Below are 17,014 nucleotides of genomic sequence, written 5' to 3'. Positions count from 1 at the left end.
TGAGGGTCTAGATTTTTGCAACCCGCTGGTCAACGTGGTCGATCAGCTCTTCCTTGACCTTTTCAAAATCGACGGTTGGCTGATCTGGAACGTCTTTCACCAGATTGGCAACGGTGACCTGATTTCGTCCAGCCGCCTTTGATTTGTAAAGGGCATCGTCTGCCGTCTGCATAAGATCCTGCGGCAGTGACCCATGATCAGGAAATGCAGACAGTCCGACGGAAATGGTTATCTTCGGCAGGGACTTTTCGCCATAGCGAACGCTGATTTTTTCGATCAGTTGACGGATGTCCTCGGCGCGGTTTTCAGCTGCTTCCAATGTTGTCTCAGACAAGAGCAGCATGAACTCCTCGCCGCCAATTCGGCATGGCAATTCTTCAACGCCGCATGCCTGTTCCAGCGTCGCCCCGACAGCGCGCAGAACCATGTCGCCTGCGTCATGTCCGTGGTTGTCATTGAACCGCTTGAAGTGATCGACGTCTATCGATGCCAGCACAAAGGGCGCTTTCGTGCGCTTTGAAGTCTCGACATTTCGTCTCAGAACTTCAATGAAATGCCGCCGGTTGAAGAGGCCGGTCAGAGGATCGCGAATGGATTGCTGGTGCAGTTGATCACGCATCTTGCTGTTGGCAATGGCAAGGCTGATTTGTTCCGCGGCCAGCTGGGCGAGCCGATAGCTTTCGAAGAAAGTATCCGTCGAAATGCCCGGCAGAGGTTTCAGGTGCATCATGCCAACGGTTTCGCCATGTGCCAGGATCGGGATGCAATAGTAAGGGCCGTCGTCATGAGGCTGCGTGTGCTCACAGGCGAACTTGATATCATCGGTTTTGAACGAGTAGCCGCGGCCACGACGCAGCGACCAGCAGTCGTCGGGGCGAATGTGCTCGTGCAGGACACCGCCATTCCAGGCGCAAGTCCCGTCCAGAACATCGCGCGAATTGGAATAGACGTAGACGCTGCCGCTGCTGCCCGGCAGCAATTTCGCCATGAATGTTTCAATCATCGTATATAGTTCGTCGGTCGATGTACTTGACTGAAGCCATTCATTGAGATCGGAAAGCAGCTTCATTTCTTGTGTTTGTGCCCGTTCGCGGGCATTGCGTTCCAGATCGGTCTCCCGTGTGTCTTCCAACCGGTGACGCAGGTCATTCAAGGTGCGTGCAAGCTCGCCGATACCGTCTTCACGTTGCGCTTCTTTCAGGTCCGGCATGGTTCCGTCGTTTGTCCAGCTGGCCATCGATGCGTTGATACGCGCGATTGGCGGCTGGATTTCTCGATATACCAGCAGCGAAACGACACTTGCGCCAGCCACGAGTGCAAATAGAAACGTCGTCAGCGTAACGAACGAAACCCAGGCCTGGTGACAGGCTTCCAGAGCCCATTCGTGCAGCGATCGTGACAATCGGTCTTCGATTGATTTGAGTACGTCGATGCGGGCAGTCGTTGCGTCCCACCAGTCTGTTCCGGATACTAGGCGCGCGCTTCCGCCGTAGGGGCTCTGCTGCGCAATTTCCCGATACTCCTGAACACGAACTTCCAATGGTCCGTGCTGCAACTTGCTCAATAGGACGAGAGCTTCGGTCGGCGCGTTCTGGCGGAATTGAGAAAACATGTAGTCCTGTTGTGCAACAAGGCTCAAAAATCGCTGGTAGATCTCCGGTGCGAAGCTCCCGGAGCCGAAGCCGACAGCACCCATGGCGCGTTCGAGGCCCGCATGTTCCTTGGCATGCTGTAGCGCGATATAGGCCGAGATCTGGTGCAGAACTTCCGCGTTGTCGACCGACAGCTTCATTTGTTCTATCGCTTCGAGTAGCTGTGCGACGACGTCCGTATAGTAGTTTGCAATTTCCGGCACGGTTATCTGAAATGAATCGACTTCCTGTCGGATCTTCGTCAGCTTCCTCAAGTCGGAGAGCGCGCCGTTATAAGGGTCTGTGAAGTTGGAGGAGGCAAGTTTTCCGGAAGGTGTTCCAACCGTTGCCAGCAGCTTCTTCAGATCGGTATCTGTTTCGGATCTTTCACCATTTATCGACTTTTTGAACGCTAATCCTCGAGAGCCGACGAAGCCTGCAGACGATCCACGTTCGCGTTGAATATCATGAATCAGATCTGACAGGACCGGAGCGACATTAAGCACTTGTCCGATGGCCTCCGCCTTTTGCCAGGCCTGATATTCAGTGTTGATCTTCTGTGCGCTTATGGCGATCAGGGCCAAGACCGGTACCCAGCAAACAAGTGCAAGCTTGAATGCAATCGATCGATTGGCAAGAAATGATGACATAAGACGCCTCTTCACAATGATTGCCTCTGATTGTGCGTGACAGGTTTGCAATTTAGGTAAAGCGCGGCCGATTAATGCCAACTGGTTGCGAAAACGGTGGGTCTGGCGTGGCCAAAGGTGAGTTTCTGGGCATGCTCAATTTGGTGTCGCTTGGATAGTGGATTGAGAAACAAACAACTTTAAGAAGCAAAACCGGCTGGTAGCATTTGGTTAAGCAAAACTGGAAAAAGCGCAATTGAGGGGACCGGAGTTGGCAAACCTTCAGTTTGTGGGGCTTTTTCCGGAATGGAACGCTGTCCCCATGCGACTTGAGGCTAGGCGCAAGCCTGAGGGTTTTGTGCGTGTTTTTGCGTTCGGAACGCTTTCCGGCTCAGCTCACGATCCCGTCTGCTATTTCTGAGGGTGTGCTCAAAAAATAAACGTGCCAAAAAGATTTGCAAATCGCGATTTCACTCTCTAACGTTTGGCGCAGTAGAGGCCCAGCTTATCGCTGGCACAGTTGAAGTAACGGGAGACGTTCATGTTCTACAGCAAAATCGTCGCGGCTGCGGTCGTGGCATTCGGAGCAACGGCCGCGGTAGCCAGTGACAAGACCGCTGTCCCTTTTGCTCTGGACTGGAAATTTGAAGGACCGTCCGCGCCTTATTTTGCCGCCATTGACAACGGCCACTTTGATGAGAAGGGCTTGAGCGTCGAGATCACCGCAGGGTCCGGGTCCCTGGATGCAATTCCGAAGGTCGCAACAGGTGCATTCCCGATCGGGTTTGCAGATATCAACAGCCTGATCAAATTCATCGACCAGAACCCGGGCGCACCCGTCATTGCCGCGATGATGGTTTATGACAAACCTCCTTTTGCCGTCATTGGACGCAAGTCGCTGGGTGTCGAAGGCCCGGGAGACCTTGCCGGCAAGGTACTTGGTGCACCGCCACCAGACGGCGCCTGGGCGCAGTTCCCGATTTTTGCCGCCGAAAACAACATCAATATGGACGACATCAAAGTCGAGCCTGTTGGGTTCCCGACCCGCGAGCCGATGCTGGCTGAAGGAAACGTTTCGTCTATCACGGGCTTTTCGTTCAGCTCTTATTTGAACCTTGTTCGCTTGGGCGTTCCGGAAGACGACATCTCGACCATTTTGATGGCTGACCACGGTCTCGATCTTTATGGCAATGCGGTTATCGTCAACACGGAATACGCAGCTGCGAACCCTGAAGTGGTCAAAAGCTTTCTTGAGGCTGTTGCCATGGGTTGGAAAGATGCAATCGCCGATCCCGAATCCGTGATACCTGCGCTGGTCAAACGCAACCCGGCAGCCGATGCTGCGCTTGAGCAGCGCCGCCTGCAGCTGGCGATCGATGCCAATGTCGTCACAGACTATACGACCGCGAACGGCATGGGCGGTATTGATGCGGATCGCATGATCAGTGCGATCGAGCAGATCGGGACGGTCTATGACTTCCAGAATGAGCCTGACGCCAGCCTCTATTTCACGGACGCTTACCTGCCTGAAGGCGGTTTTTCTTTGAAATAAAAAGGCAGGGGGCTACAAGCCCCCTGGCCATCAAGGATCTCATGACAGCATTGATTGAAATTAAGGGCGTGCGGCATGCCTATCCGACGGCTGCCGGGCCATTGCCAGTCCTGGATGGGCTTGAATTGTCGGTCGAAGAAGGCGGGTTTTGCGCTGTTGTGGGCCCTTCCGGCTGCGGTAAGTCAACGTTGACGCGCCTTATTGCCGGGCTGATGCGTCCCGATGAAGGCGAAGTCTGGCTTCATGGTGAACGGGTTCGAGGACCTCGCTCGACAGTCGGCATGGCGTTTCAAAATCCGGTTCTATTGGAATGGCGATCTATCTTGAAGAACGTCATGTTGCCTTTGGAGATTGTTCCCAACGGCTTGAAAGGCGAGGCCGCGAAAGAGCGGGCGCGGCATTTGCTGTCATTGGTCGGGTTGGAAGGTTTTGAGGACAAGCGGCCGTCGGAATTGTCTGGTGGCATGCGGCAGCGGGCGTCCCTATGCCGGGCACTGGTGCATCAGCCGGAGGTGCTCATCCTGGATGAACCTTTTGGCGCGCTTGATGCCTTCACGAGAGAAGACCTTTGGCAAACGATGCATGAACTGAAAGCCAAGGAACCGTTCACCGGCGTATTGATCACTCATGATCTCAGAGAGTCCATTTTTCTGGGGGATCAGGTTGTCGTGTTGTCCGGGCGGCCGGCACGCACACAGTATGTCATGAATATCGACCGGTCAGCTCCGGCAAATCTGGAAGAGCTCTACACCACAGAAGCAGCCGAAAGGCTCACAATTCTGCGGCATCAGATTGAAATTGCCCAAGGGCGCGTTCCCGAAGAGGTTGCATCATGAACGGACGCTTGCGCAATGTGATCGTGCCGCTGTTTGCGATGCTGGTTTTCCTGCTTCTGTGGGAAGCGCTTGTCTGGGTAAATGACTGGCCTAACTACAAGATGGCTTCGCCGAGCGATCTCTGGCCTGCCTATGTGCGGTACTGGGAATTGTTCCTCGTCATGGGCTGGCAGACGCTTTGGCGCACGGTCGTGGGACTGTTGCTGGCAGTCATTGTCGGTATTGCAATTGGAATGGTGATGGGATTCTCGCGCACCATGAGAGATGCGCTCTATCCGTTGCTAGTCGGCTTCAACGCAGTCCCGAAGGCGACGGTTGTTCCCATCGTCGCGCTCATGTTCGTCGGTGCACACGACTTTAATACGGTTCTGATCGCCTTCATGATCTCCTTTTTTCCGATCGCCGTTTCCGTGTCGATCGGATTGTCCACGCTGGAGCCTGAGTATCGCGATATCTTGAGGTCTCTCGGTGCGTCGCAGACCACGATTTTTTGGAAGATCGCGCTGCCGAAAACGCTCCCTGAGTTTTTCGGTGCGTTGAAAGTCTCTGTGACGCTGGCTTTTATCGGGACCAATCTGATGGAGATCGTCAGCCCTCATGGAAGGGGTCTGGGAGCGCTGTTCGACAGCGGAAAAACCAACTCGGACTACCCGCTCATGTTCGCGGTTCTGATTGCTTTGGCCCTGCTTGGCATCGTTCTCTATTACATCGTCGTGGGTTTGGAGAAGATTTTCGCAGGCTGGGCTGAACGGACGCCAAGCTGAGCGGTTTCGAGCAATACGACGCGGTACATCGGCTATCTCTATGAAAATGATGGCAGAGCGCGCGCTCTGGCCAGCAGAGGCGCGTGAAGAGCTTCCAGTTCCTTCGCCGAAGCCTGCGATTATGTGTGACGCTGTCTCAATTCACTGCTCGGCTTTTTCGGATCAGGGCGTAGGAATTCCTTTCCTTCGTAACCAATTGTGAGGATATCTACTGGAACGATTGCGATGACACGGAGTGAGTATGTCGGCTCTCAGAATACCCTCACCGTTAAGGTTTATCGCGCGACTGCGTCAATTGCGCGATGATGAAAGGCGTCAGGCCAGTTCAAACGAGTTTCTGGCTCAGGCTCTCGAAATCGAAAAAATGGAAGGGCACCGGCTCGCTGTGATCGCCAGGACCGTGGCGATGTCAATTGTCGCGCTCCTTCTGCCCTTTCTCAACCCGAGCGTGAGTGTCCTTTACTACGAGGCTTGGGTTGCGGTGTTTATTGCTCTCGGCTGGCTACAGTTGCGGCTGGCACGTGTCGGTTATTCGCGTACGGAACTCGGCCTCATTTTCCTGGATGTCAGTCTGCTGACACTTCTCTTTGTTACGCCCAACCCCTTCTTCAGTGAGGACGTGCCGACCGCGTTCATCTACAGGTTTGACAATTTCATCTACTTTTTCATTTTTCTGGCAGCTGCCACACTTGCCTATTCCTGGCGGACGGTCTGGGCGATCGGCACCTGGGTGGGCATGCTCTGGCTAGCCGGTTTCATATATGTTGCCGTTTTCGGACAGAAAATCCCTGAACTCAGCGAAGCTGCCGCAATCGCTTTTGAAGGCCATTCGATTGTGGGGAGCGAACTGGACCCCAATAGCGTCCGCCCGTCTGTCCGCATTCAGGAAATTGTCGTTTTCCTGATCGTCGCGGCCATGTTGGCGCTCAAGGGGTGGCGATCGAACCAGCTCCTGATGCGGCAGGCCAGTATCGCCGCGGAAAGGGCAAACCTGTCGCGCTACTTCCCATCCAGCCTGGTCGATGTTCTGGCGTCGACAGATCGCGACATCGGGGCTGTTCGAACGCAGGAAGTGGCGGTGCTCTTTGCGGATATTGTCGGCTTCACCCAGTTTGCGGAACATCATTCGCCTGAGGAAGTCATGGACCTCCTGCGCCAATATCATGCCTTCGTGGAGCGCTCTATTTTTCAAAATGGGGGAACGCTAGATAAATACCTCGGCGATGGCGTCATGGCGACTTTCGGAACGCCGGAAACCAAATCAGGCGACGCCGGTAATGCGTTGAAGGCTGCGCTGCAGCTCATTGACGAAACCGAAGCCTTGAACAAGGACCTTCAAGCCAGAGGCATAGAGCCCATCAAGGTCTCGGTGGGGGTTCATTTCGGCCCGGTAATCCTGGGCGATATCGGACCGTCGAGACGGCTGGAGTTTGCAGTTGTCGGCGATACGGTCAATGTGGCCAGCAGGCTGGAAGCCTCGACCCGGGAACTAGGATGCAAATGCGTCGTCAGTGAAGAACTGATGCGCCGTGCCGGCCTTTCCGAGAATGCATCCGACCCGGGATTTCAGTTCTCGGCCAAAAACCAGATCAAGCTGAGGGGCCGGGAAACGTCGATAAACGTCTGGACCGTGTAAGGCTATTCCATCGCCGGTTTGCGGGGCTCCAGAGTTAGCGCCCCGCAAAACGAAGTCATGTCATGGAACTGATGCCAAAGAAATTGCCTTCGGTATCCTGACACAGGCTGACCCAGCCATATTCTCCGATAGAAAATTTGGGCCTTATGACCTTGCCTCCGGCAGCGCTGACACGGCTCTCCTCGACAGCACAGTCTTCGGATGAAAAGTAGACAACGGTACCACCAGGACCTGGGGATGCGTGTTCAGACTTCGACAAGGCGCCACCGGCTCCATAGGCGCTCATGTCGGCCGGAAAACTCATCATCTGATTTTCGCCAGTCGGGTCGCCGATCGGCTCCAGCTTCTGGTCGAAAACCTGCTCATAAAACGCAACTGCGCGGTCCAGTTCGTTGACGTAAATATCAAACCATCCAACGGCGTTCATCTTCGACATTTTCAACTCCATTTGGTCGTGTTGAACATGCCATTTACCTATCGATCTACAAATTGCCTGTATTGTAGATTTCAGACATCGAACTTGCGGGAATATCGGGCAGGCGTGTATCCGGTCGCCTTTCGAAAGGAATGAATGAAGTGAGACTGATCCGCATAGGACAGTGATGGCTCGCCTTTCAATGATTGCTGCAACCGAAGCACTTTCAGAAAATCATGTGGTGTGAAACCCAACGTCTTTTTCAGAACGCGTTGAAGCTGACGCGGCGACAAATGCGCGAACGAAGCCATGTCGGCAACAGAGTGTATCTGCTCCAGCTGACGAAAGATTTTTTCAGTCACAGGATTCGCGACAACATGCTCGCTGACGAGAAGCCTCTCGACAAACGCGGTGAGCAATGACTGTTTCGCGGTGAAGTCGTTCTGTTTGACAAGTTGATGGTTGAGTTCAGCCAAGTGAAGGTCGCCCATATAAGGCTCCGCAATCATGCCGTAGGAACTCTTTTCCTTTTCGGATTGCCAGACCCCCGGCAAAAACCGGATATTGACGTAGTGAAACTGTTTTCCAAGATTGAGTTCTTCGGAGGTCGCCTGCAGTCGCGTCACACCGGCAATGGATGCATCAAGCTGGTCGAAGACAGCATAAGTACATGCATCAGGCAGGGCGTGAAAGCTGTAGTCCTCTCCAAGGTTCTCTTTCGTTCTGAGTTCCAGAAAGCGATGCACGACGTCTCGCAAGTGGTCCGGAGGTTCCACCTCGGCAAACGTCACGGATTGCACCGACCTTGCTTTGCCATTTCCTCTGGGCTCGTACATGATGGCGTGTTTCTCAAGATTGGAAGAGTGCGATTTGTGTCGTCATTTTAGCGAGCCAACTTTCAATGAGAAAGACTTGTAACTGTCCTTCTTCGAATGTCACCGGGGCTGCAAAGCACAGCCAGGCGCGGGCCAATTGGCACGGCTTTGGGAGCAGTTAAAACTGACGCAATTGTTTCGACGTCATGAACCTTCAGGAAGGCTTTCAAGCCAGTCTAAACCTTGCGCAACCCATTCGGCGGGGATCGAATGACCGCGTTCGTGAAGGCAAAGTTCAAGAACGCGTCCGCTGTCGCTTTTGTCCCAGCGTGAGCAAGTTAGCCGTTGATCACCGCTTGCCACTTCGCGCGCTTCGTCCTTAACCCCATTTGTCTCAGACAGAATGTCGAAGCCTTCGGTGATTGGCATGGAGTTGTAAATCCCGATCTCGTCAAAGGCCACAACACCATCGGCAAGGCCGTGAATATGGCGCAAATTGACCGGCCCGGCAGGGCACGTCTCCGGGTTCGATCGCCAAAAACCACCGGCAATGGGAGCATAAGCGCGGAAAAGATTGCCGCTGTAGCAGGCGACATTCCAGACCATTGAAGCCCCGCGTGAAAAGCCCGAGGCCAAGGTCTGCCTTTCATCTATCGGCCAGCGCTTGCGAACGTCGTCCAAAACGGCGCGAATATATGCAGCTTCATCGCGTCCGCTTTCAGCCCGCCCGTCGCCGATCTGACGCCAGTATCCGGTTTTTGCAAATGGAGCGACAAACAGTGCGTTTCGTCGGGTCGCCCCATTGACCATGGCCTTGTTTCGAAAAGTCGCCTCTGGTGAGCTGTTCCAACCATGAAAATAGACCACGAGTCGAAGCGGCGTCTTGTTGTCCCAGTCTTCAGGGGCGGCCGCCAGATAATAACCGCCAGGAATTTCGCACGGTGTTTCGGATCCGCACGCATCGGCGGCCTGTGGCAGCAGAAAAAGGAGAAATATGAACAGGAATACACGCATGTTTAGGCCTCGGTCGCAACGCTAGACGATTTTTCGCACCTGACATGAAGGCTGCAAGGCACATGTCCGTGAGCCAAAGAAATCATGCGGTTCCAGGCACTGAGTTTTTGGCAGGCAAACCGCATTTGGCTTGCTTCCTTTGGCCACTGGACCTTCAGAAACTGTCCCCCTATGTTGCACCTGCGAAAAGCAAGATGCTGTCGAGAGCAGCCGTGGTCCAGGGAGGGTGCGCAATGATCATCTGCCGGTCAAAGGCGGATATGCGGGCGACTGTGCGCGATTGGAAGCGAAGCGGCCAGAGCGTCGCACTGGTGCCGACGATGGGTTATCTGCACGAAGGGCACTTGAGCCTTGTGCGGATGGCGCTGCAAAATTCTGATAGGGTGGTTGCCAGCATCTTTGTCAATCCCACGCAGTTTGGCGCGGGTGAGGATCTGGACACCTATCCGCGCGACGAAGAACGCGATCTGGCGTTGCTGACTACAGAAAATGTGAATGCCGTTTTCGCACCGGATGTCGACGAAATGTACGGTGCTGGTGGAGACACATTTGTCGAGGTGCCAGGACTTTCGGGTATCTTGCAAGGCGCATTGCGACCGGGACATTTTCGCGGCGTTTCGACGGTTGTCAGCAAGCTCTTCAACATTGTCGCTCCGGATATCGCGGTATTTGGTGAAAAGGACTACCAGCAACTCACCCTGATCCGGCAGATGGTCCGCGATCTTGACATGCCAATAGATGTTGTTGGCCACCCAACAGTGCGCGAACCGGACGGACTGGCAATGTCATCACGCAATGTTCGTTTGAATGCGCGGCATCGTCAGGAAGCTCTTGCCCTTTCGAAATCTCTCGAGCTGGCTGACGGGCTTGCAAAGTCAGGGCCTGACGTTGCCGCTCTTGAAAAGGCAGTCCGGCAAGAGCTTGCAAAGGCGCCGTCTGGAGAAATCAAGAGCGTCGACATCCGGGATGCTGAAACGCTTGCAGAATTGGGTGGCCGTCTGGCTCGGCCGGCGGTGGTGTTGTTGGCTGTCCGGTTCGACACGGTTTTGTTGATCGACCAGCGCGTGGTTGCGCCTGCCTGAGAAAGCGTCCCCGAAAAGATCAAGCTCCTTGGAAAGGAAATCGCATGAGCGCGCAAAAACCCGTTCGCCGGATCACGGCCCCTCAGATAACCAAGCGCAAAGGCGGCGATCCCATCGTCTCTTTGACCTCTTACCATGCGCACACTGCCGCCATCGTCGATAAATACGCGGATTTCATTCTCGTCGGCGACAGCCTCGGCATGGTGATGCACGGCATGGAGTCGACAGTCGGCGTATCGCTCGATCTGATGATCATGCATGGCAAGGCCGTGGTCCGTGGCACCAGGCAAGCTCTCGTCGTGGTGGATATGCCCTTTGGCACCTACGAAGAAAGTCCGTCTGAGGCGTTCCGGAATGCTGCACGTGTCATGAAAGAAACCCAATGCGGAGCAGTGAAACTGGAGGGCGGGGTTCGAATGGCAGAGACCATCCGCTTTCTGACGGAACGCGGCATCCCGGTCATGGCACATATCGGCCTGACACCGCAGTCTGTCCATGTCATGGGCGGGTTCAAGACACAAGGGCGTCAGCAAGATGACTGGGAACAGCATTTTGAAGATGCAAGAGCAGTCACCGAGGCCGGTGCATTTGCGTTGGTGCTGGAGGGAATGGTGGAGCCGCTGGCAGCTCAGGTCACCAAAGGCATTCCCATCCCGACAATTGGTATCGGCGCTTCTGCCACGTGCGACGGTCAGATCCTGGTTTTGGAAGACATGCTCGGCCTCAATCCGACACCGCCAAAATTCGTCAAGGTCTATGGCAATCTTGGGGGGCAGATCGAAGCCGCTGTCAAAGCGTATTCGGATGAAGTGAAGGAACGCAGTTTTCCGGGTGAAGAGCAGGTCTACAGGTAGGGACAGTTCCAAGAAATCAATATGCGCCCGATTTCCGGCTGCATCTGCCGGGCAGTCGGATTAGTCTCCGCGTATGTTGAAGTTCAATCCAGGTTTTGACACGCTTTATGAAGCGCTTCAGGAACGCGATGCATCCTACGATGGGCGCTTCTTCGTTGGTGTGTCTTCCACAGGCATCTTTTGCCGTCTGACGTGTCCCGCACGGAAGCCGAAACGGGACAACTGCACCTTCTATGAGACGGTTGCAGAGTGCTTTGACGCCGGCTTTCGGCCATGTAAACGCTGCAAGCCAACAACACCCGAAGCGAGTGCGGATCCGGTGGTCAAACCACTCATAGAGGCGCTTGAAAAGCGACCCGCCTATCGTTGGGGCGAGCCGGATCTGAAACACCTCGGATTTGATCCATCCACTGTACGGCGCGCATTCAAACGGCAATTCGGCATAACCTTTCTGGAGATGGCGCGGCAGAGGCGCCTTCAGGAAGGGTTTTCGACATTGGCCGGTGGAGGCAAAGTGATCGAGGCGCAGATCACAGCGGGCTTTGGCTCGCCGAGCGCCTTTCGACAGGCCTTCGCGAAAATTCTCGGACAGGCACCGGGTGCTTTTTCCAAAGACCCGTTGCTGGTTGCCGACTGGGTGTCTTCACCGCTCGGTCCTTTGGTCGCCGTCACTGACCAGTCGCAGTTGCACCTTCTGGAGTTTCTCGACCGCAAGGCTCTGCCGACCGAATTCAAAAAACTGCAGGGCTATGCCAAGGGTGAGATTGGCTTTGGCAGGACCGCAACCACCGACCAGATCCAAGAGGAATTGGACCGGTTCTTTGAGGGACAAAGCGGCGTCTTTGAAACCAGGCTTGCGCTGCACGGCTCCGCCTTCACTCGGGATGTGTGGCGTGAGCTGTTGACGATCCCCGCGGGCGAAACGCGGAGTTATTCAGAACTTGCAAATGCCATCGGCAGGCCGGATGCGGTGAGGGCGGTCGCCAGGGCCAACGGTGCCAACCAGCTCGCACTTGTTGTCCCGTGCCACAGAGTGCTCGGATCAGACGGATCGCTCACAGGTTATGGCGGCGGGCTCTGGCGCAAGCAGCGGCTGATCGAACTGGAGCAAAGCTACCGGCAAAACCCGGGTGTCTGAAGCCCCGGGATCAACGGAACAACATCTGGCTATTCGCTGTTGGGCAGCCGTACAGTGCCCGTTTCATTGTTGTAGCTGTGCAGTGAAGGATATCGTTGCTGCCAGCTGATCCGCCCTTGCGGATCGTAACTAAGCAACAGTCCTTCGTAACTGTCGAGTTGACCCCGCGGATAACTGGAGCGTTGACGCGCCGCGCTCTGAATTTCTGTCGGCGCAACGACATAGCATCCGGTCAGTCGGGCAAACGCACTGATAAAGGAGTGTCCGTTGCCGGAATTCAGGCCCCGAGCCTCCAAATAGGAACCGTCTCCGTGGCTGGAGGTGTGTTCTCCGGCAATCCGGGCAACAAGACAGCCGCGGAACCAGATTTTGAAAACCTTGTCACGGACATCCGACCAGGGCGACATGGTGCTTGAACTCAATCCTGTGCCGATGTGAAATGTTCCCGGCGACCCATGAGCGTTGAGCACCAGGTTTTCAATCTTGCCGCCTTCGACACGGCTTGCTGCGGCAACGACCATATCGACAATCTCGCGCTGAGTATCGGTCGCGCTGACCCTCTTGGTCACGTCCATGGTGTATATGCGGTTCGAACGCGCGTCATTCAGGCACATCGAGGGTGAAGTTATCGTAATCATGACCCGGTCCTTTTCGATCGGTATTCAGTCTTCAGCCCACGCGAATGCGAATTCCCAAGCTATTGGGCACATCAGCAGCTCAATCTAATTGAAGTTTACCTAAGGGAAGCGCGGGTCGGTGTGATAGTCATCACAAATGCTTGTATTCGGGTTTGAAATTATTTGCTGATGGTCGTCAATCAAAGAATTTCCAGGCCAAATGCATTTTGGGCCGAATCATCTATGCTTCCGAATACCATTCAGGATCATTTGGGCGCGAAGCTGAACACAGCCGATCAGCACTCGAAACTGTTGGCAACTGCCTGCGAACAGGCCAAGATATTGCGATTGACAATTGTTACCAGGGACCAACACCACAACGGAGCAAGAGGACCTGCGAGGCGGGACAGACAATGTGACCAAATTTCTGATCATCGATGATCACCCCTTGTTTCGCGAGGCGCTGCACAGTGCGGTGGAGCTGGCTTATCCAGGGGCCGATGCCCTGGGCGCTGCCTCGCTGGTAGATGCTTGCCGTTTTCTGGATGCTAGGCCCGGGTTCGATCTTGCCCTCCTCGATCTCTCCATGCCGGACGTGACGGGAATGGAGGGCCTTCTGCACTTGCGAACTCACTACCCGCAGTTACCAGTCGTCGTTGTATCCGGAGTTGAAGACCAGGCGATCATTGCCCAGGTCATGGCCTATGGCGCAGCAGGCTTTATCCCGAAATCTTCCAAAAAGACTATTCTGGCAAAGGCCATTCAGCAAGTCATGAGCGGTGCGGTCTACTTGCCTGAATCGTATGAAGACGGCGTAGAAGAATCGATTGATGAAGAGACCAGCCGGATGATCGAGAGGATGGCCAGTCTGACACCTCAGCAGATCCGGGTGCTCAACATGATTTGTGGCGGCTTGTTGAACAAGCAGATTGCCTATGAGTTGCAGGTAGGGGAGACGACCGTGAAAGCACACGTCTCTGAAATCCTGCGAAAACTGGCCGTTTCAAGCCGGACACAGGTGGTCATCGAGGTCAAGAAACTCGAGGCCTTGGGGACCGCTGCCCCGTTTGTGCCTCCCTCCGATTGAGGCGCGCGAAATGGCGTCAGTAGTTGCACAGGCAGAACAGGTCAGGTGCCTTGTCGGCACTTTCCGCTAACCCGCCTTGTTGATCAGATGCGTTGCCAGAGCGCGCAATTGTGCCGGTTTGACCGGTTTTGTCAGATGTTCGACACCAAGCTCACGCGCTCTGTCGATGACACCTTGAGAGGCATCGGCGGTCGCCAGTATCGCGGGCACCCGCGACGGCAGGAGCTCAAACAGCTTTTCAAGTGTCGAAGTGCCAAGGTCTCCGAAATCCAGATGGTGGTCCGCAATGATCAGATCGGGCACCCATGAAACCGCATCGACGGCTTCAAGGGTCTGGTCGCATGAGCGCGCAATCCTGTAGATGCATCCCCACGTGGCTAACAGCCCTTCCATGGCCTCAAGGACGGCCGGATCGTTTTCAATGACCAGGATCTTCTTGCCTTTGAGGCTGGCATTGACGGGAGTTGCTATCAGTTTGGTGCGCTCCGCACCGGTTGGTTCCGCAGGTGCTTCGGATCGCTTGGCCTTGATCCGGAAAACGCTGCCATGTCCAGGACTGGATCTGACGCTCACATCGTGTTTCAGGGCGGTTACCAACCTTCGAACAATGGCAAGACCGAGCCCCAGTCCCGTTCCAGTGTCGGCATTGCCATCACCGCGAGACAGCGGTCCCCGGTGAAATTCCTCAAAGATCTTTTCCAGTTGGTCTTCGGGGATGCCACTGCCTGTGTCGATGACCTCGATTGAAATGTCGTCGCCACGGCGTCTGGTGCCGATCAGGACGCCGCCGCTGTCCGTATACCGGATGGCATTGGCAATAAGGTTCTGAAGGGCTCGGCGCAGCATCACTCTGTCGGTGTAGACACAGTCGTTCTTCACGGCCACACGTAGACGCAATCCCTTCTTTTCCGCAATCGGCCTGAGGTCTGAGAGCAGACTGTCGAGGATCGGGGGTATCGGGACCGATGTGAAGCGCGGTGTTGTAACACCGGCATCGAGACGCGAAATGTCCAAAAGGGTCCTGAGCAACTCGTTCATTGTGTCGAGCGAGCGCTCGACCTGATTGACCATGGCACGCGCCTGATCGGACACCTGAAGTTCGTGAAGGGAGGAGATGGTCAGTTGAGCCGCGTTGAGCGGCTGCAGAATGTCGTGGCTCGCGGCAGCCAGAAACTCCGTTTTCGACCGGTTGGCCCGTTCAGAAATGTCTTTCTGGCGCGCCAGCTCGATGTTTGTCTCCTCCAAGCGTCTGAGTGCAGATGTGAGCTCGTCCGTTCGGCGCCGGATTTGTCCTTCCAGGGAAATGGCCGTTTGAAACAGGGAAAAGGCGTTGCGTTGCTGGTCCATCGCCTGCTCTACGCGGTCAACCAGCGCAGCATTTATTTTCTTCAGCCTGGCAGCATCGTCGATATCGGACAGGCTCATGCCTTTTCTCCCGCGATAGAGGCCTGTTGTGCAAAGGCGATCCCAGTGAAGGTCTGGTTCAGATGCATCGATAGGTATTGCTCACCATAGGTGTTGAATCCGACGACATTGTATTTTTCGTAGATCTTCTGGATACGCTGTGTTGCCTGCCGGTTTTGGGCATCGATCCGGCGCAGCACGCAATCAAAGCCGAGGACGAAGTCGACCGGACCGATTTCGTTTGCAACACCTTCAAAGGCCTCGTTCGTGGACTTCGTCATGCCTGTCGGTTCGGCGACTGTAAGAACAATGCCATCGTCGATAGCGCAGAAAAAGGACAGCGATCCGTCTGGGTTCACTTTTTGCACCGAGCGGCAATAGTACTCGCCTCCCACACGAACAACGAGCGGATGAGAGGCAAAACTCATGGGAGACAGCGAACCCGGATCGATGCCAACGGCTCGGGCATATTCCCCAGCTGCTTCTGCGGCGTTGAATTCATAGATGATGCGTCGCTCGGGATCGGATCTTGTGACGACAAGCTTGCGTTCCGTCGGCACAAAGTTGTCGGTCTTGAAGATCCGGAATGGCACAGCTGTTCTGCAAAACAGTACGATCGCGCAATCATCGCTGATTTCGCCGTTCAAAATGAGCGAGGTCTTGTTGAAATGCATGCTGTCGCCGGCCGATCCGCCGAGCAGCGGGATATCGTCCAGCGCCCAGTGAAGCGCGGCGGTGATCATTTCCTCGACAACCGACAGTCCGTCTATCAGGCAGATGGCGAAGGCGTCGCCCTGTTCAGCTTCAGCGGCACGGTTGGCCACGTCGGCGTCGAACACCTGGCGCGCGTCCTTGACCTGGGCAACGATACGATCGAAGCCGATCGAGCGGATGCCATCTATACGCACAGCGCTTATGGAAAATTGATCTTTCGGAAACAGAACGGCAAGGCATTGTCCGGTCCCTTCGGTCGAACCGCCTATCTCACCGGCAGTGGAACATGCGGCATAGGCAAGGCCATCGGCATGATGGGCCATTCGGTTTCGGATGATGTCTGCCGGGAACTGGTCTTGCGAAAAAAACAGCAGAGCCTGCGCATACCGGCCCGTCCTGGCAGCTGCATCGATTTCAGCCCAGAAGTTCTCTTCATCCGGCAGGCCGGCCGATAAAACGACCACCCCGCAGGCATATCGCGTCCCAGTTTTTGGGTTCAATTTTTCCTCCCAGGAGGCGGCGTTCCTTTGCCGGAACTGCCGTCGCCGAACCCAAAATGTAGCTTCAGACCGGTGTGTTTGCAAAGCCGGGAAGCAGACCCGACCTAAAGTACAGTGTACAGCTGCAGCCCTGTGTATTTTCCTGTCGCTTGCAACTTGCCGAAAACGGTCGATGGGGAGGACATGGAGATATCAGGCAGTCAAGTTATTCAGGCTGATCGTTCTTCTGTTTGGTCAGCGTTGAATGATGCTGATGTTTTGCGTTTGTGCATACCTGGTTGTGAAGTTCTTGAGCGTATTTCGGATGATGAGATGTCGGCTTCGGT

16 protein-coding genes are annotated in these 17,014 nt (G+C 55.0%); 9 read left to right on the top strand and 7 right to left on the bottom strand.

The window, feature by feature from the left end; genetic code table 11:
* Positions 1 to 7: 7 nt before the first annotated feature.
* Entirely contained in the window at positions 8 to 2,281 is a 2,274-nt protein-coding gene (locus Q0835_RS13860) for a nitrate- and nitrite sensing domain-containing protein (RefSeq protein ID WP_298962083.1), read from the bottom strand.
* A 520-nt stretch (positions 2,282 to 2,801) separates the two neighbouring features.
* Here Q0835_RS13860 and Q0835_RS13855 point away from each other — a divergent pair.
* The 4 genes from Q0835_RS13855 (at position 2,802) to Q0835_RS13840 (ending at position 7,048) form a co-directional block, all read left to right on the top strand.
* Complete coding sequence (locus Q0835_RS13855) at positions 2,802 to 3,812, top strand: ABC transporter substrate-binding protein (protein WP_298962080.1); 1,011 nt, start codon at positions 2,802 to 2,804, stop codon at positions 3,810 to 3,812.
* Positions 3,813 to 3,853: 41 nt separating this feature from the next.
* Positions 3,854 to 4,648 carry an ABC transporter ATP-binding protein gene (locus Q0835_RS13850; protein WP_298962077.1) on the top strand — a complete coding sequence of 265 codons (795 nt, stop codon included), beginning with the start codon at positions 3,854 to 3,856 and terminating at the stop codon, positions 4,646 to 4,648.
* Positions 4,645 to 5,412 (top strand): ABC transporter permease, encoded by a 768-nt coding sequence (locus Q0835_RS13845; protein WP_298819116.1) that lies wholly within the window; start codon positions 4,645 to 4,647, stop codon positions 5,410 to 5,412. Before Q0835_RS13850 ends, Q0835_RS13845 begins: the two co-directional genes overlap by 4 nt.
* 241 nt (positions 5,413 to 5,653) lie before the next feature.
* Entirely contained in the window at positions 5,654 to 7,048 is a 1,395-nt protein-coding gene (locus Q0835_RS13840) for an adenylate/guanylate cyclase domain-containing protein (RefSeq protein ID WP_298962074.1), read from the top strand.
* Between the two features lie 55 nt (positions 7,049 to 7,103).
* Here the strand turns inward: Q0835_RS13840 and Q0835_RS13835 are convergent, their stop codons facing one another.
* The 3 genes from Q0835_RS13835 to Q0835_RS13825 form a co-directional block, all read right to left on the bottom strand.
* A complete protein-coding gene (locus Q0835_RS13835; protein ID WP_298819120.1) occupies positions 7,104 to 7,484 on the bottom strand; it encodes a VOC family protein in 381 nt (126 codons plus the stop codon).
* Between the two features lie 71 nt (positions 7,485 to 7,555).
* Positions 7,556 to 8,299 (bottom strand): AraC family transcriptional regulator, encoded by a 744-nt coding sequence (locus Q0835_RS13830; protein ID WP_298962071.1) that lies wholly within the window; start codon positions 8,297 to 8,299, stop codon positions 7,556 to 7,558.
* Between the two features lie 183 nt (positions 8,300 to 8,482).
* Positions 8,483 to 9,292: a hypothetical protein gene (locus tag Q0835_RS13825; RefSeq protein WP_298962068.1), complete on the bottom strand. Its 810-nt coding sequence runs from the start codon at positions 9,290 to 9,292 to the stop codon at positions 8,483 to 8,485.
* Positions 9,293 to 9,525: 233 nt separating this feature from the next.
* Here Q0835_RS13825 and panC point away from each other — a divergent pair, with 233 nt between their 5' ends.
* From panC to Q0835_RS13810, 3 genes are all read left to right on the top strand, one after another.
* Positions 9,526 to 10,374 (top strand): pantoate--beta-alanine ligase, encoded by an 849-nt coding sequence (gene panC / locus Q0835_RS13820; protein ID WP_298962494.1) that lies wholly within the window; start codon positions 9,526 to 9,528, stop codon positions 10,372 to 10,374.
* Positions 10,375 to 10,418: 44 nt separating this feature from the next.
* Positions 10,419 to 11,228, top strand: a complete 810-nt coding sequence (panB, locus tag Q0835_RS13815; RefSeq protein ID WP_298819126.1) for a 3-methyl-2-oxobutanoate hydroxymethyltransferase — start codon at positions 10,419 to 10,421, stop codon at positions 11,226 to 11,228.
* A gap of 73 nt (positions 11,229 to 11,301) precedes the next feature.
* Positions 11,302 to 12,366 carry a trifunctional transcriptional activator/DNA repair protein Ada/methylated-DNA--[protein]-cysteine S-methyltransferase gene (locus tag Q0835_RS13810; protein ID WP_298962065.1) on the top strand — a complete coding sequence of 355 codons (1,065 nt, stop codon included), beginning with the start codon at positions 11,302 to 11,304 and terminating at the stop codon, positions 12,364 to 12,366.
* Positions 12,367 to 12,395: 29 nt separating this feature from the next.
* Here the strand turns inward: Q0835_RS13810 and Q0835_RS13805 are convergent, their stop codons facing one another.
* Positions 12,396 to 13,004 carry a hypothetical protein gene (locus Q0835_RS13805; RefSeq protein WP_298819130.1) on the bottom strand — a complete coding sequence of 203 codons (609 nt, stop codon included), beginning with the start codon at positions 13,002 to 13,004 and terminating at the stop codon, positions 12,396 to 12,398.
* Between the two features lie 394 nt (positions 13,005 to 13,398).
* Between Q0835_RS13805 and Q0835_RS13800 the strand changes: the two genes are divergently transcribed.
* The gene (locus Q0835_RS13800) at positions 13,399 to 14,070 is read left to right on the top strand and encodes a response regulator transcription factor (protein WP_298962062.1); all 672 of its coding nucleotides are present in this window, start codon (positions 13,399 to 13,401) and stop codon (positions 14,068 to 14,070) included.
* 66 nt (positions 14,071 to 14,136) lie between these two features.
* Here Q0835_RS13800 and Q0835_RS13795 read toward each other — a convergent pair whose 3' ends face one another.
* Together Q0835_RS13795 and Q0835_RS13790 are read right to left on the bottom strand one after the other, a co-directional pair.
* The gene (locus tag Q0835_RS13795) at positions 14,137 to 15,495 is read right to left on the bottom strand and encodes a hybrid sensor histidine kinase/response regulator (RefSeq protein WP_298962059.1); all 1,359 of its coding nucleotides are present in this window, start codon (positions 15,493 to 15,495) and stop codon (positions 14,137 to 14,139) included.
* On the bottom strand, positions 15,492 to 16,688 hold the full coding sequence (locus Q0835_RS13790; protein WP_298962056.1) for an FIST N-terminal domain-containing protein: 1,197 nt from the start codon (positions 16,686 to 16,688) through the stop codon (positions 15,492 to 15,494). The genes Q0835_RS13795 and Q0835_RS13790 overlap by 4 nt, the downstream gene beginning before the upstream one ends.
* A gap of 183 nt (positions 16,689 to 16,871) precedes the next feature.
* Here Q0835_RS13790 and Q0835_RS13785 point away from each other — a divergent pair.
* On the top strand, positions 16,872 to 17,014 hold a 143-nt coding region (locus tag Q0835_RS13785; RefSeq protein WP_298962491.1), incomplete at its 3' end, for an SRPBCC domain-containing protein.

The sequence above is a fragment of the uncultured Roseibium sp. genome, from assembly GCF_947499295.1.
Taxonomy (GTDB): domain Bacteria; phylum Pseudomonadota; class Alphaproteobacteria; order Rhizobiales; family Stappiaceae; genus Roseibium.
Note: the sequence above shows the minus strand (reverse complement) of the source record. Positions and strands in the feature narration are given on the sequence as shown.